General features: G+C 42.3%; 18 protein-coding genes. 6 read left to right on the top strand and 12 right to left on the bottom strand.

Features of this window, described 5'->3' with window-relative positions:
- Positions 1-240 precede the first annotated feature (240 nt).
- From nirB to cobA, 4 genes are all read left to right on the top strand, one after another.
- Complete coding sequence (nirB, locus tag KP803_RS00300) at positions 241-2,814, top strand: nitrite reductase large subunit NirB (RefSeq protein ID WP_248006834.1); 2,574 nt, start codon at positions 241-243, stop codon at positions 2,812-2,814.
- Between the two features lie 2 nt (positions 2,815-2,816).
- On the top strand, positions 2,817-3,155 hold the full coding sequence (nirD, locus tag KP803_RS00295; RefSeq protein ID WP_248006833.1) for a nitrite reductase small subunit NirD: 339 nt from the start codon (positions 2,817-2,819) through the stop codon (positions 3,153-3,155).
- Between the two features lie 121 nt (positions 3,156-3,276).
- Positions 3,277-4,125 carry a formate/nitrite transporter family protein gene (locus tag KP803_RS00290; RefSeq protein ID WP_248006832.1) on the top strand — a complete coding sequence of 283 codons (849 nt, stop codon included), beginning with the start codon at positions 3,277-3,279 and terminating at the stop codon, positions 4,123-4,125.
- Between the two features lie 261 nt (positions 4,126-4,386).
- A complete protein-coding gene (gene cobA / locus KP803_RS00285) occupies positions 4,387-5,151 on the top strand; it encodes a uroporphyrinogen-III C-methyltransferase (protein ID WP_248006831.1) in 765 nt (254 codons plus the stop codon).
- Positions 5,152-5,222: 71 nt separating this feature from the next.
- On the opposite strand, the gene KP803_RS00280 is transcribed toward cobA, so the two are convergent.
- From KP803_RS00280 to KP803_RS00255, 6 genes are all read right to left on the bottom strand, one after another.
- On the bottom strand, positions 5,223-5,690 hold the full coding sequence (locus tag KP803_RS00280) for an OsmC family protein (RefSeq protein ID WP_248006830.1): 468 nt from the start codon (positions 5,688-5,690) through the stop codon (positions 5,223-5,225).
- Positions 5,691-5,774: 84 nt separating this feature from the next.
- The gene (locus tag KP803_RS00275; RefSeq protein ID WP_248007345.1) at positions 5,775-6,218 is read right to left on the bottom strand and encodes a GNAT family N-acetyltransferase; all 444 of its coding nucleotides are present in this window, start codon (positions 6,216-6,218) and stop codon (positions 5,775-5,777) included.
- Positions 6,219-6,374: 156 nt separating this feature from the next.
- Positions 6,375-7,061: a DUF4336 domain-containing protein gene (locus KP803_RS00270; RefSeq protein WP_248006829.1), complete on the bottom strand. Its 687-nt coding sequence runs from the start codon at positions 7,059-7,061 to the stop codon at positions 6,375-6,377.
- A 120-nt stretch (positions 7,062-7,181) separates the two neighbouring features.
- Positions 7,182-7,595: a GFA family protein gene (locus KP803_RS00265; protein ID WP_248006828.1), complete on the bottom strand. Its 414-nt coding sequence runs from the start codon at positions 7,593-7,595 to the stop codon at positions 7,182-7,184.
- A gap of 334 nt (positions 7,596-7,929) precedes the next feature.
- Positions 7,930-8,355: a bifunctional diaminohydroxyphosphoribosylaminopyrimidine deaminase/5-amino-6-(5-phosphoribosylamino)uracil reductase RibD gene (locus KP803_RS00260; RefSeq protein WP_248006827.1), complete on the bottom strand. Its 426-nt coding sequence runs from the start codon at positions 8,353-8,355 to the stop codon at positions 7,930-7,932.
- Between the two features lie 36 nt (positions 8,356-8,391).
- A complete protein-coding gene (locus tag KP803_RS00255) occupies positions 8,392-8,808 on the bottom strand; it encodes a bleomycin resistance protein (protein ID WP_248006826.1) in 417 nt (138 codons plus the stop codon).
- Positions 8,809-9,071: 263 nt separating this feature from the next.
- Here KP803_RS00255 and KP803_RS00250 point away from each other — a divergent pair, with 263 nt between their 5' ends.
- Entirely contained in the window at positions 9,072-10,028 is a 957-nt protein-coding gene (locus tag KP803_RS00250) for an IS110 family RNA-guided transposase (protein ID WP_248006825.1), read from the top strand.
- A 620-nt stretch (positions 10,029-10,648) separates the two neighbouring features.
- Here KP803_RS00250 and KP803_RS00245 read toward each other — a convergent pair.
- Positions 10,649-11,314 (bottom strand): hypothetical protein, encoded by a 666-nt coding sequence (locus KP803_RS00245; RefSeq protein ID WP_248006824.1) that lies wholly within the window; start codon positions 11,312-11,314, stop codon positions 10,649-10,651.
- A 291-nt stretch (positions 11,315-11,605) separates the two neighbouring features.
- Here KP803_RS00245 and KP803_RS00240 point away from each other — a divergent pair, with 291 nt between their 5' ends.
- Entirely contained in the window at positions 11,606-12,397 is a 792-nt protein-coding gene (locus KP803_RS00240; protein ID WP_248006823.1) for a substrate-binding periplasmic protein, read from the top strand.
- A 62-nt stretch (positions 12,398-12,459) separates the two neighbouring features.
- On the opposite strand, the gene KP803_RS00235 is transcribed toward KP803_RS00240, so the two are convergent.
- The 5 genes from KP803_RS00235 to KP803_RS00215 form a co-directional block, all read right to left on the bottom strand.
- Positions 12,460-13,086 carry a LysE family translocator gene (locus KP803_RS00235; protein ID WP_248006822.1) on the bottom strand — a complete coding sequence of 209 codons (627 nt, stop codon included), beginning with the start codon at positions 13,084-13,086 and terminating at the stop codon, positions 12,460-12,462.
- A gap of 94 nt (positions 13,087-13,180) precedes the next feature.
- Positions 13,181-13,633: an NUDIX hydrolase gene (locus tag KP803_RS00230; protein ID WP_248006821.1), complete on the bottom strand. Its 453-nt coding sequence runs from the start codon at positions 13,631-13,633 to the stop codon at positions 13,181-13,183.
- Positions 13,634-13,641: 8 nt separating this feature from the next.
- Positions 13,642-14,181, bottom strand: a complete 540-nt coding sequence (locus KP803_RS00225) for a hydrolase (RefSeq protein ID WP_248006820.1) — start codon at positions 14,179-14,181, stop codon at positions 13,642-13,644.
- A gap of 11 nt (positions 14,182-14,192) precedes the next feature.
- Positions 14,193-14,606 carry a GFA family protein gene (locus tag KP803_RS00220; RefSeq protein WP_248006819.1) on the bottom strand — a complete coding sequence of 138 codons (414 nt, stop codon included), beginning with the start codon at positions 14,604-14,606 and terminating at the stop codon, positions 14,193-14,195.
- Positions 14,607-14,668: 62 nt separating this feature from the next.
- The gene (locus KP803_RS00215; RefSeq protein WP_248006818.1) at positions 14,669-15,142 is read right to left on the bottom strand and encodes a GNAT family N-acetyltransferase; all 474 of its coding nucleotides are present in this window, start codon (positions 15,140-15,142) and stop codon (positions 14,669-14,671) included.
- Positions 15,143-15,200: the final 58 nt, after the last annotated feature.

Here is a 15,200-nt window from a genome sequence, read left to right as displayed (position 1 = left end):
GTAATTCCTCAGTATAAAAAGGGCTATTAGGCCATTTTAGGCGAAATTGATGACCTTTTAGGCTAATGGTCTACCCCTTAAGGGTAGTTCGAAACTGTAATTGATTTACATCATGTATTAATTTTCTTTCACAAATGACAATATGCTCAGTTAAGCAGCCTACTTTGTTGATGTGTAGTGTGGATATCAAACATTACGAACAAAATCGGTTGCTAAGAAAATTAACCGTCAGGAATTTTTATGAGCAAGTTGAAGCTAGTCGTAATTGGTAATGGCATGGTCGGCCATCGCTTTATTGAAGATTTAGTCGAAAAGACCGATGTTTCGAATATGGATATTACCGTGTTCTGTGAAGAACCTCGTGTCGCTTACGACCGTGTCCACCTTTCTTCTTATTTCTCTCACCACACTGCCGACGAACTTTCACTTGTTAAAGAAGGCTTCTACGAAAAACATGGCATCAATATCTTAATTGGTGAACGTGCAATCAACATTAACCGTGAGAAGCAAAACGTTTATTCGAGCACGGGCCGTGAGATCCATTACGACAAACTGATCCTTGCAACAGGCTCATTCCCATTTGTTCCACCAATCAAAGGTAATGAGAGCAAAGACTGCTTTGTTTACCGCACCATTGAAGATCTGAAATCTATCGAAGCAACCGCTAAGAACAGCAAAAGCGGTGTAGTAATCGGTGGTGGTTTACTTGGTCTTGAAGCGGCAGGTGCATTAAAAGCATTGGGCGTTACAACGCACGTTGTTGAGTTCGCACCAAAGCTAATGGCAGAGCAGCTTGACCAAGCGGGTGGCGATCAACTTCGTCAAAAGATTGAACGCATGGGCGTGCAAGTGCACACCAGCAAGAATACCCTTGAGATTACTACTGATGGAACAGAAGCGCGTAACGTCATGCGCTTTGCTGATGGCACTGAACTAGAAACTGACTTCATTGTTTTCTCTGCAGGTATTCGCCCTCAAGATAAATTGGCTCGTCAAATGGGCTTAGGCATTGCACCTCGCGGTGGTATCGAGATCGACAACCACTGTCGTACCACTGATGAAAACATCTATGCGATTGGTGAGTGTGCTTCTTGGAATCGTACTTTCTACGGTTTGGTTGCTCCAGGTTACAAAATGGCGACAGTTGCCGTTGACCACCTAGTTGGTAACGAAAGCGAGTTTGAAGGCGCTGACATGAGCGCTAAGTTGAAATTGCTTGGCGTGAAAGTGGGCTCAATTGGTGATGCGAATGGTCGCACACCTGGTTGTAAGAGCTATGTTTACCAAAACGAAGAACAAGAAGTGTATAAGCGCATTATCGTTTCTGAAGACGGTAAGAAACTAATTGGCGCAGTAATGGTTGGAGACACCTCTGACTACGGCGATCTACTTCAGCTTAAGTTGAACGAAATTGATCTTCCTGAGCACCCAGATACGCTGATTCTTCCTGCTCATGCGGGTGCTGAAAAGCCATCACTGGGCGCGGATTCATTGCCAGAAAGTGCGGTTATCTGTTCATGTTTTGATGTGACTAAAGGCAAAATCGCGCAAGCGGTGGCTGATGGTAACCACACTATGGCTGACATCAAAGCGGTGACTGGCGCAGGTACAGGTTGTGGCGGTTGTATCCCACTTGTAACTTCTGTACTTAATGCTGAATTGGCTAAGTCAGGCGTTGAAGTGAAAAACGATGTGTGTGAGCACTTTGCTTACTCTCGTCAGGAGCTATTCCACCTCATTCGCATTGAAGAGATCAAAACCTTTGATGAGTTGCTAGAAAAATATGGCAAAGGCTACGGATGTGAAGTATGTAAACCTCTAGCGGGTTCAATCCTTGCTTCTTGCTGGGGTGAGCACATTCTTAAGCCTGAGCTAGTGAAGCTGCACGATACCAACGATAACTTCCTAGGTAACATGCAAAAAGACGGCACTTACTCTGTTATTCCACGTATGGCGGGTGGTGAAGTAACGCCGCAAGCGCTAAGCGTTCTGGCGGATGTGGCAGCAGAATACAACCTATACACCAAGATCACGGGTGCTCAACGTATCGGTCTATTTGGTGCGCAAAAAGATGACTTACCAGAAATCTGGAAGAAGTTAGTTGCAGCAGGCTATGAAACAGGCCAAGCGTACGCAAAAGCACTTCGCATGGCGAAAACATGTGTAGGTTCAACTTGGTGTCGTTACGGCGTACAAGATTCAGTTGGCCTTGGCGTGATGATCGAAAACCGTTACAAGGGCATCCGTACTCCTCATAAGATGAAGTTTGGTGTGTCTGGTTGTACTCGTGAGTGTGCTGAAGCGCAGGGTAAAGACTTAGGTATCATCGCAACTGACGCAGGTTGGAACATGTATGTATGTGGTAACGGTGGTATGAAGCCGCGCCACGCTGACCTACTGGCAACTGATTTAGACCAAGAAACACTGATCAAATACATCGACCGTTTCATGATGTTCTACATCCGCACAGCAGCGCCACTACAACGTACGTCTGTATGGATGGAGAACCTAGAGGGTGGGGTAGATTACCTACGCGAAGTGATTGTTGATAACAAGCTAGGCATCAACGATCAACTGGAAACTGACGTAGCAAACTTGGTTGGCAACTTCAGCTGTGAGTGGACTGACACGATTAACGATGAGTCTCAGCTAAAACGCTTTGCACACTTTGTTAACTCTGACCTACGTGATGATAACGTGGTGTTTGTTAAAGAGCGTGCCCAGCATCGCCCTGCAACATACACAGAAAAGCACCCTGAAGCGAAAGGTGACATTTTACACGTCACTCTAACTGACACAGTAGCGGAGAAATAAGCATGGCTAACAATAAAGCAACCTTTCAAAAAGTGTGTGACATCGCTGACATCATCCCAGGTACTGGTGTGTGTGCACTGCTAAACGGTGAGCAAGTTGCAGTTTTCCGACCAACCGCGGCTGAAGAAGTCATGGCGATCAGCAACCAAGACCCGTTTGCTCAATCGAACGTGTTGTCTCGCGGCCTGATTTGTCAGCACCAAGATGAGCTTTGGGTTGCAAGCCCACTGAAAAAGCAGCGTTTTAACTTAAAGACTGGCGTGTGCATGGAAGACGAGAGCTTTAGCGTGAAAGCGTACAAAACTCGCGTTGAAAATGGTTCAGTTGAGTTATCAGCGTAATTAGAATCCACTGAGATTCGATAGTTCAAGGGCTTCTGGATAGATAACAGAACGTAATGTTCAGGAGCCTTTTCCTATCCAATTTTAATTTTTAACTTTATAAACCTTTAGGGACACAAACATGAATGATCTAAAACCTGCTGAATTCGTTCAAACCATGATCGACGTTGGTGAAGCGAAAGTAAAAACCAGTACTCGTGATCTGATTTTACGCGGAATCATGGCGGGTATTATTCTTTCTTTGGCGGTTGTCGTAGCGATTACAACGATTACTCAAACAGGTATTGGCATTGTTGGCGCACTGGTATTCCCAGTTGGCTTTTGTATTTTAAGCTTGATGGGTTATGACCTAGTAACGGGTGTGTTTGGTTTAGCGCCATTAGCTAAATTTGAAGGTCGCCCAGGCATCACATGGGGACGCGTTTTACGTTGTTGGGGTCTTGTTGGTCTAGGTAACTTAATCGGCTCTTTGCTTGTTGCTTTCCTTATCGCACTTTCTTTTACAACCAACTTTAGCGTAGATCCTGGTGCAGTAGGCCAAACTTTCATTAAAGCCGCTACAGCGCGTACGGTTGGCTTTGAAGATGCTGGTGTGAATGGTTGGATCACTTGTTTTGTTCGCGGTATTTTATGTAACCTAATGGTGTGTCTAGGCGTGATCGGCAACATGACAGCACGTACCGTTGCAGGCAAGATCGTAGCAATGTGGCTGCCAATCTTCATCTTCTTCGCATTAGTATTTGAGCACGCGGTAGTGAACATGTTCCTATTCCCACTTGGCATGATGCTAGGTGCAGACTTTGGCGTATCAACGTGGTTAAGCTTCAACCTTATCCCAACTATTCTTGGTAACTTGGTTGGTGGCTTGCTGTTTACTTGTATTCCTCTTTACTTAACGCACGCTAAAACGGCACCAGCGCTAAAAGATGAAGACGTGATGAATACAACACCAGCGTTTGAAGCAAAATAATTACTCGTATTAAGAGAGTAATGTGATGTTAACGATAAAGCCTCAAGTGAATGAACTTGAGGCTTTTTCTTTGGCTCAGATAGCCATAGATTGTTTTGTTATAATTATTTCTTTCTTTGTCCTAATTAAAGGTGATGTTTTTTCGCAACACCTGATAGTCTTAGTTTCATAAGTTGTAGGGGCTTTATGGAATTGAGCCTCATGATAAGAATTAGGTTCATACTAGCTTCACAACAGTAGAACCATTGCTCGGAGCACAGCATGTCAGATGTATCTCATACTATTCAGCCATCAGGGTTTGTTTCATTAGTCGGTTCAGGGCCGGGTGATCCCGACTTACTGACAGTAAAAGGGCATCGAGTTATCTCACAAGCCCAAGTGGTCGTATATGACCGTTTGGTTTCTCCTGAAATTCTCGCTATCGCAAATGACGATGCTGAAATGATTTATGTGGGTAAAAAGGTCGACTTTCACTACGTACCACAAGATCAAATTAACCAATTGCTGGTGGATAAAGCACTTGAAGGCAAGCAGGTTGTTCGCCTAAAGGGCGGCGACCCATTCATTTTTGGTCGTGGTGGTGAAGAGCTAGAAACGCTTGCTGAAAACGGTGTCAAATTTGAAGTGGTTCCAGGTATTACCGCAGCTGCAGGGGCTACGGCGTATGCGGGTATTCCACTTACACACCGAGATCATGCTCAAAGCGTTCAGTTTATTACTGGCCACATACAAAAAGACGGAACAGAAATTCACTGGCCAACGTTAGCACGCAATAACAATACCTTAGTGTTCTATATGGGGCTAAAACAGTGCTCTCACATTACACAAAGGTTGATGGAAAACGGTCTTTCGGGCGATACCTCTTGTGCCATTATTGAAAACGGCACACGTAAAGAGCAGAAAGTGTTTACCGGAAAACTCAATGAGCTTGCTGAACTATCTAAACAAGCGGTTAGCCCTGCATTGATTGTTGTGGGCAGCGTGACAGACTTACACGATAAGTTGAAATGGTTTCAAGAGTCCTAACCTAAAGTTCTTACTAAAATGCAGTGTCTTATGACGCTGCATTTTTTGTTTAGTCGCTTCGGAACAGTTCATTAGGTAATAATTTCTGTGATTATCTCTGTCTTTACTGAGTTTGCTATAAAACAATTTTCGTGTGACAGGTGATGTAACTTTTTTAGTTGTTCTCGATCTGGTGTACGATCTCCTGAAAACGTAATATCAGGACGAAGTATCACCTTTGTAACGGCCATTTTTCCCTCTTCGTTTTCACTAAGAGTTCCCACAGCACTATCAATGTAGCTCTCTACCACATACTTTCGCTTGGCCGCGATTGAGAGAAAAACAAGCATATGACAACTAGACAGAGCCGCTATAAAAGCTTCTTCAGGATCGACATTTTCTTCAACTGACAGCGGTAAAGGAACAACATACGGAGACGGCGAAGCTGGAACGATAGCGCCACCATCAAACTCCCAAGAGTGCTCACGGCTATACTGATTGTCGCTAAATGGTTCATTTTCCTTACGCTTCCAACGTACTATTGCTGAGTGTTCTGACATGCATTCTCCATGATTTTTCCCTTTGTATATCGCCGATTAAGTCGTGAGCAGAACTGGCCTCAACTTAAGCCATTTTATTTACGTCTATAGTTGCAAGAAGTAATGGTACGTCCCTGATTCCCTTTCATAACCTAAAGATTCATACAGTTTCTGAGCATATACATTACTCTCTGCTGTCTCAAGAGCGAGGCCCTTAACGTTGTCTTTTAACCCCATATCTTTCGCTGCATCCATTAGCTTCTTCGCTACTCCTTGTCTTCTCGCGGTGTCTGCAACAAACAAATCATTAAGGACCCAAGTTCTTACTGCGGAAACTGATGAAAAGCTTGGATACAGTTGAGTAAAGCCTAAGCCATTGCCTTGTTCATCAAGTGCTAGAAATATGACTGATTCATTGTTTGTTAAGCGTGACTTAATAAATTCACGTGCAATATCGAGGTTACTTTCTTGACCATAAAATACTCGATAGGAATCAAAAAGAGGGGAGATTACATCTAATTGTTCAATTCTTGCTTTTACTATTTCCATGTATTTAATCCATTTTTTGCAGTAAGAATAACGCTTTGCTAGGTAGTTGTTACCATAAACTTTACCACGCTCACCAGACTCAAAAGCGAGAATGCGCTGTGTCTTTAAAACATAAAACTCAGCTAGAGAATAAGAGTTCAAACTTATCTCTCTTGATTAAATTAGCCACTTAAATGCACGATCTAAGAACACATCCGCATTTTCTTTGATAATTTCACCATGAGACATGACCAATATTTGTGGGTTCCAATCTATTATTTGGGCAAAGTGCTTTCGCGCATCTTCTTTACCAAACATAAAACTTAAGCGCCAATCCAGTGGCATTTTTCCGTTAGGAGCAAGGATCCCAACACCTTTCGCAACCATTCTCTGCCAATAGTTAAACTCTTGTCCTGAAAAATTCTCGACTAAGTCGGTAACAATGAGCGTTTTCGAGCTGTTATGATAAAACACACACTCTTCCATTAATGGTGAGCCACAAAATAACACATGCTTTATCTCAGATTCCCAAGCCCAATTTTGATGGTTATTGAGTGAGCCATTAAAAGAAAGATCACTGCGTTTTTTTATCACCTCGCTCGTACCGTACACTTCAGCGTTAGGGAAAGCTGTAATCCATTCAGGTAAGAACAAGTGATGTAAATGATTGGGTGCAATTAGATATTTCACGTAGCCTAAGCTTTTTATTTGCGTAGCGATAGGTTCAGAGAGTGTGATTGGGCTATGAACCCAAAGGTCTCCATTACCTAACCGAACAACCGTCATTCGAGTAGAAAAAGGAAGCCCTAAAAACCGAACGGTATCACCATCAAATATCCATATGTTTTGCGCTAGATTTTCCATGTCTCTCCAACTTCAAAACGCGTTACACTCATTTTAGTATTGTGACTTAAGTAGAGCGCGTAAACTGTGAGTGAAGCGACTTAAGCGTTAGGAATCCCAGCTAAACAATGAGTTAGCGGCCTACTCGCCACTTTCAAAGTGGGCAAAAACTTCTGCACCCGTCATATTTTGCGTTTCATTCTTAAACTCGTAATATTCTGGTTTTTCGTCAATGAATATTTGATGAGTTAACTTGTGGTTATCACCCGAATTCAATAGACCAACAGGAAGATGGTATTGATTATTGGGTACTAAAAAGTAAAACAAATGCGTCCCACATTTTCCGCAGAAACCTCTCTCTGCCCAATCTGATGACTGGTATCGAACAACATGTGACTCACCTGATATTTCAACAGAATCAGCGCAATCAATCGCTAGCATTGGACCACCAGACCAGTTCCTACACATACTACAATGACAAGCCGCCACCTCGTTGCTTGCATACTCTACTTTTAACGTAACAGAACCACATAAACACTGACCTTTACTTTTCATAGATCCTCCAACCTTTGTAGGTGTGTGAAACTTGATAATAGTTAACGGGCTACAACGCGATGCCACTTAGCTCAAATATTCTGCCTCAAAAATGGAGCGTAAACTGTGAGTTGAATACGCCAAACATAAGGAAACCTAGTTAAGTAGATTGTTGTGTATTTTTTAAGACACTTAAAACGTTCAATGCGAACCGTCCCATTCAGGAGCAGTGAAAGCGATGCTTTTTGGGGCTTTTACTAAGTAGCTGTGAGCACTAGTTTTAACGAACATATTAGGCATCAAACCGAGAGTGCGGATCGTATTAGATTCCAGTAAAACAGTGTGTTCTATGACGTTATGCATGGCCTAAATATGGAACCAAAAATGAGCTGACTTGATCGCTGCATAAGCCAATAGTTACTTCTATGCCTGCTTGTTCAAGGACTTTGATACCTTTGCCATTGTTTCTAGGGTCAGGATCTAAAATTGAAACAACCACGTGTTTGATACCAGACTGAACCAGTGTTGTTGCACAAGCTGGTGTTCTTCCAATAAACGAGCATGGCTCCAAAGTGACATAGGCAGTCACACCTTCCATTGGGCCTGAAAATGAGTTTATCGCTTGAACTTCCGCGTGGTTACCACCGACTGCTTGAGTAAACCCTTCTGAGACAATAACGCTATTCTTTACTAAGACACAGCCAACGGGTGGGTTAGGGGTGCAATTTGGTAAAGCCTGTTTAGAGAGTTCTAAAGCTCGTAACATGAATCTATCTGACATATTTAGTCCTCTCTTTTTATGCCATATAGCGCCTTATTATACGGCAGAGTCATCGTAGCAAAATCTGAATAAGTAACCATCTGGGTCTTGAACGATGAATTGTTTTTGAACAGCAACGTAATCGGCACACTGGTATTCCTTTACTTCCATTTCTAAGTAAATGGACTCTGGCGCTTTAGTTTGAACTCTTTCATAAAGCTCATCGATGTTTTTCACATCCCATTGGAAATTGACACCTCGCCCAAAGGGTCTTTGAAGATCTTCAGTTAACCAACGGCGACCGACACCATTAATGCCCTCAGCCATGATATCAACGCCATCCAACGTGAAGTAGGCAAACTCTTCCTCGATGCGTTCGTATTTGATTTTGAAACCGAAAACCTCCACGTAGAACCTTTTGGTTACATTGATATCTTGGCAATACAATTCTGGAACTAGTTTGAAATTGGACATCCTATCCTCTAAACATGATTTGGTGCATAACGGTGTGAACAACGCTTAAATGTGTTGTATGGATAATAAGCACTCCAATCGGGTAATGTGAGACCCAGGCTTTAGCTGCAACTAAAGCTTTCTATGTAGCAGTTCGTTTAAATGCTGGCTCCTCTATCGAGAGACCGATAACAAACATGAACGCTACGTAGGACTCCAAGCCTAAACCTCGAATAGTCGACTGGGTCTCGAACTCGCATTACGCAAGCAAGAGTTAGCTTATTATGAATACGAACATGAATCAAAACATCACAGTAGGTGTTGATACAGGTAAAGCACAATTAGATATCCACATCAGGCCACTAGAGCATTTTTTCTCTGTAGAGAATACAGAAAAAGGCATTAAAGCAGCACTCAAGATAATTAAGAAGCACGACCCAGTTCGCATTGTTATTGAAGCAACAGGGCGGTTAGAAATGCCCTTTGTACTTGCATGCGCCGAAGCACAGCTACCTATCGTTCGAGCCAATCCTGTGCATATCAAAAGGTTCGCTGGAGCCATCGGGCGACGTGCAAAGAATGATCGGCTTGATGCAGAGCTTATCGCTCATTATGGCGAAGCGATTCAGCCAAAGCTTACTCAGATTAAGCCTAAAAATATTCTTTTAATTAGTGACTTAGTCATTCGTAGAAACCAATTACTCTCAATGCAAACGATGGAGAAAAATCGCCTTCAGATATTACCGAAAGAATTGCATTCATCCATCAAACCAATGCTGACAGCAATGAAAAACCAAATCACCAAAATAGAAGAAAAGCTCTTAAAGCTAATCGAAGAGTGCCCAGAGTATCAGGCCAAAAATGCTCTTCTGCAAAGTGTCCCTGGTATTGGGAACATAGCAGCTACGTCAATCATCAGCAACGTACCGGAACTAGGCTATATCACCAATAAACAGGCGGCTTCACTAATTGGTGTGGCACCAATAACTCGAGAAAGTGGGCGCTACAAAGGTAAGCGATCCATACAAGGAGGCCGCTCCCAAGTTCGCACCGTTCTCTACATGGCGATGATGTCAGCCATGCAGTGTAATCCTGTTTTTAAAGCGACTTACACTCGGCTAGTTGAGGCAGGAAAACCGAAGAAAGTCGCCATCATAGCGTGTGTTAGAAAGATGGTAGTGATATTAAATTCAATGTTAAGAGATTGCGTCATGTGGGATGAAAACACGGCTAAAAATTAGTTATTGACGCCATAGTCGTTTGTTATATGCATTTACTTAGCATTAGATTCCAATCTTGTATCGATATTTGGTTCTGTCGAACATTGACTCGATAATATCCATTTTTCGTTAATGACGTAATTTCGATATATGGCTGTCCAAACAAACCTTTTTTAAGGTATAAAGTTGACTTGATACTACGGAGGTAGAAAACGCCATTATCCTCAGTTAAGTATTTCTCGTGCTTAACCTTAAACAGGATATAGAACCCTAAATAGAATGAAGTAAACGTAACAAAACTTTGAAAGTTAAATTCAAGCGATTTTCTCCATGAAAGGAAAGCGCTAAAAATTAGATAACACGACAATGTAAATATAATTACAGACCAGTGATGTCGTTCAGAAACAAACTTGATATTTCTACTCATAACCTCCTCCTTGGTTTCTAATCATCTTGAACAGGAAGAAAATAAAGTAAAGTGTGAACAATTAGCAAACTCGATGCATATCACATTGAAGTGCATATAACGCCCGCTTAAGTTGTGAGTGACGATCCACTGAACTTAACTTGGATACCGTAATCACATAAGCCTAAATAGACGCCAAAAGTGCCGAGCGTTACGAATCGACTTGAAGCGTTTGTTAAGTTTCTTTTTCCACTTCACTATTCAAACTTTTGAGCTTTTTAGTTGTCGTATACCAAGATGTTCCTACAATAGAAATTAAAATACCCAAAAAAGCTAAGATTGTATAAAAAAGGTTCGTCAAAAAACTCAGCTCACGTGCGACCACATCTTTATGCACGTAACTGCTTATGCTTTCTTTTAACTCCTTGTAATCCCGCTGAAGTGTTTTTAGCTCAACTAAATCTGTAGGGTCTGTAAACATGTAGGAATTTAATACTTCGAAGTCTGCTTTTAACTTTTGTAATGTAGCTACTTCAGTAACATCAATATCACCAACTTCAATTGATTTCTCAATGGTAGCTATCCTACTTTCGATAGATTTACTTGATAATGATACAAGCTGTTTTTCTAACACATCTATTTGGTTTCTAAGATCCGGGAGCCGCTCCATTCCTGAAGCTTCAGCCGCTAGTATTCTCTCATACTGAGTCATTAGTTTTTGCGCTGGTTCTACTAACATCATCACCATGAACAAGAAAATCATAGGAACTAATAACTTTGGCAATATGTTGAACATCCTCTCTTGACGCTCGAAGAGATCTTTTCTTCGTAAAAGATAAGCGTCTTTTTCCATTCGCTCCATTAAATACCTTTCTTTATCGTTCATCATTCTTTCTTGCATGAGTACTCCATATTACTGATAGAAACTTAACGCTTTATAGGCGGAATTTTTCCGTATTATCTATCCGTCTATATTGCGCTAGAGTTTTATTAAACTCAAATTATATCAGTTTGTTATGTGACTATAGTGAGCTCATAGCGGGTATGTTACGGATTTAATCCGTATAGAACACCAAGCCTATTAGGGCAGCCTAGCGAGGTTACGAATCGATAGAGAGTAGGCTTCCTCTATCTTGCGTTTTCATCTTGGCAGACGATACTTTATGAATGCAAATTTCTTGGGGCGATAAAGATGAAAAGAGAATGGGTCAGCTTTGGTATGAGCAAAGGTTTTCTCATATCGTTCATTTTCTTGCTTGTTCCCGCGACGACTAGTGCCGAGCCCTATACCGTTGGGAGCTATTATATTCCCGGTTTAGTGATGGAAGATGGGAGCGGTTTGTTCCTTGAACTGCATGAAGAGATACTGCTTCGGGCAGAGTTAGATGTGGAGACAAAGATTCATTCAACCAAACGAATCCAAAAACTGTTTAAAAACGATGCGTTGCTGGCTTACTTCCCAGAGCTATGGGAGAACGTTCCTAAAAAGAGAGAAGAGGTGATTGTCACCGATCCCATCTGGTTAAAAAGAATCGTTTTATATTCGCTAGAAGATACGATGAACATGACAGTCAGCGAATTGGAATACATGAGTGTCGGGGCTGTAGAAGGGTACAGCTATGGTGAGGAAATCGTCGGTAATGAAGCAATAAAAATAGAGTACGCAGATAACGATGATATTAATGTCGATAAACTGTTGAAGGGGCGCATCGACATTATTGTTGGGGATGATACATCCACTCTTAATGCCATCAAAGATCACCCTAAAGGACACTTGATTAAATATGATGTTAACTACCCAATATCCGTGTTAGATGTATTTTATGTCTGTCAAAACACCTCACGAGGCATGGCGCTCTGTGGTGAGATATCGAGTGCCATTCAAAGCGTAATGCAAGATGGTATCTTGCGGCTCAATAAACAGACTGGCGAGAGTATTATTGATGTCAGCAACCCATATTGGCGCAGTATGGCTATCGATTAAATAGCTCTGTATTTAGGCCATAGCTTATTTTTAGGAATACGAGTTTCTCAGTAACGTGAAACCTAACGCTGCTTCATCAAAGCAACCGCCAATCCTGATGATATAAACGTGATACCCGCACCAATATTCATTCCCGAGACTAATTTTGGCTTGTTGGTTAGCCATGTTGAAATCTTAGATGAGAAAACACCCATTAAGCTAAATCCAATTGCAGTCAGTATTGCGAACCATACGCCATAACCAATCATTTGCACGGTGACTGAACCTAAATTCTGATCAACAAACTGAGGAACAAAGGCAAGCACGAACATGCCGGGTTTTGGGTTTAACGCCGCAGACAAAAAGCCTGTAGAGAAGATGGTTTTGATCGACTGTTTTTTAGCAGGCTCTAGTGAGAACAAGTTTCTAGAGCGCAGCACTTTGATACCAAGCCAAAGCAGATAAAGCGCGCCGATAGACTTGACGACATAAAAGGCCAGTTCCGAGGTTTGGATTAAAAGCGTTAACCCAAATGTTGCAGCGAATACGTGAAATAGGATTCCCGTTCCTGATGCAACACCAGAGGCGATGGCTGCGACTTTTCCTTGGCTCATACCGCGCCCAATTGCTAATAGGTTATCTGGGCCAGGGGAAATAACCAACAGAAGGCAAGCCAACGTATATGCGATAAATACTTCTAATGGAAACATCTAAGCTCCTTGTTATTAAACCATATTTACTACTAACGCCTAATTAAGCTGTCTGCTTGATAAGGCTGAGTAGATTTTTAATTTGCCACATCAATTAACCGAGTTCTATTTTTAATCGCTCGTTTGGCTTATTGTCTACAAAGTAAGACCATATGTGCCTATAAACATCGTGCTGACCAGGGTAGGGAGTAAGCTCAATCGCTTCTTCCAATGAGCACCATTTGTATTCAGTATGCTCATCGTTCAGTTCCACTTTTTGGTTATCAGGGCAGTAGACCGCGAAAACCGGAATCAACTGCATTACGTTGACGTGAGGTTCGTAAAATCGGTCGATGAAGTGCCCGTTGTACAAGCATTGAACGTCGATGTTGGTCTCTTCTTTGAATTCCCGAATGATGGCTTCCCATCCATTCTCATCGCCTTCAATAGAACCGGCTACATGGCACCAATACCCCCCTTTGGTGCGCTTCATCAGAAGGATCTTAGTGACGCCATTAATGTTTGAAATAGCGACACCAGAAACAATCGCTGTACTGAGTGGTATCATGAAAGCCTCTATTTGATTAGGTTAAGTATCGGTTTAAAAGAGTTTGAGCGGCTGTCTTTTACCAGTTCATAAAAGCACATCTCTAGCCCTGTCGATTGCACACCTAATCGGTTTAATTTATTGATGGCTAACGCTTTATTTTCAGGCGTTCTCGAAGAAACACAATCGGTCACTACTTCCACATTAAAGCCCATCCCTTTTAGCATGGCAGCCGTTTGGTACACGCAAATGTGCGCTTCGATACCACAAATTAAGAATGAATCGACACCTGCGCTTTTTATCGCGTCTAAGAAGCGGGGTTCATCACACGCACTGAATGTGAATTTGTCGATGGGTTGGTGGTCGGGCAGCAGTGAGTTAATTTGTGGAACGGTAGCGCCAAGTTTTTGTGGAATTTGTTCTGCCCATACAATTGGAAGATCTAACGCTAATGCACCTTTAACCAGTGTGGTGCAGTTGGCTATCAACGCTTCGTTCTCATGAACCGAATGAGCGAGTTTTCCTTGTACATCGATGATGATCAGCCCGGTATTGTTTTTTTCTAGCATACTCGTCTCCGTTACTTTGGGTTGGGGAAGCCATCGACGGTTACGGCTTGTAAACCAACCTTATGCCAGTCGGTTTTCTCGGCGCAGAATATTTGTGCGTCCAACTGTTTAGAAGGCTCTTCATTTAAGCTGCCTGCTGGAACAATAAGGAATTTCCCATTTTTCGATTGAAAAGGAAGGCCCGAACCACAGTCGGTACAAAAGACTCTCGCGAACGAGCGCTCTGGGTGCTCATATCGCTTGGTTTTATCACGGCCTTTGTTCCACTTAATGTTGTCTGGTGAAGTAAAAAGGTTTGATGCGTGTGCAGAGCCAGTTAGCTTTCGACACTGCTGACAGTGGCAAAAGAAGAAAAGCTTAAAGTCATCTTCGACAGTGTACTCAACACTGCCACAACAGCAGCTTCCTGTTAGTAATTTACTCATGTTGACTTCCTTGTGATGGTTTAACGTAAACGGACTGATTGGTGATTGTTTACTGTGTATGCTTAAGGTTTGATTTGACCTCTCATGATGGTTTGAGGGCCAGCAGCACCGCCAAGGTACAGCTTTCCAGTGTCTTCAAATCCGCCTTTCAGGTAACACGCTTTCGCGCTTGGGTTCTTGCAATTCACCGTTAAGTAAATGGAGTCGAACGAAGCGTAGTGGTTTTTCAAGTATGGGAACAGGGCTGTCACCGCTTTCGTACCGAGCCCTTTACCTTGTTGTTTGTTATCAATAACAAAGGCTCTTAAACCTAATCCACTGCCAGGGCAAAAGTCATGGCTAGAGGCGTAGGCAGTATCCAATTTAAAGAAACCAACAATGGTATCTTGGTCTTTGATGATATGAAGGTGGGTGGTATCACTCCCTTGAGATAAGAAATCATCGGCCGTACCTGCAAACTTGATTTGCTCGTCGGCTAGCGTTATAAGACGAACGGCATCAAAATGTGACTTACACAGTTTTTCTATGTTGATCATAGACTCGCTTTCCTTAGCTACATTAAATCGACTGGCTGGTATTCAAGAATAGTATTCA

Origin of the sequence: Vibrio amylolyticus, assembly GCF_023145695.1 — a bacterium.
Classification (GTDB): domain Bacteria; phylum Pseudomonadota; class Gammaproteobacteria; order Enterobacterales; family Vibrionaceae; genus Vibrio; species Vibrio amylolyticus.
Note: the sequence above shows the minus strand (reverse complement) of the source record. Positions and strands in the feature narration are given on the sequence as shown.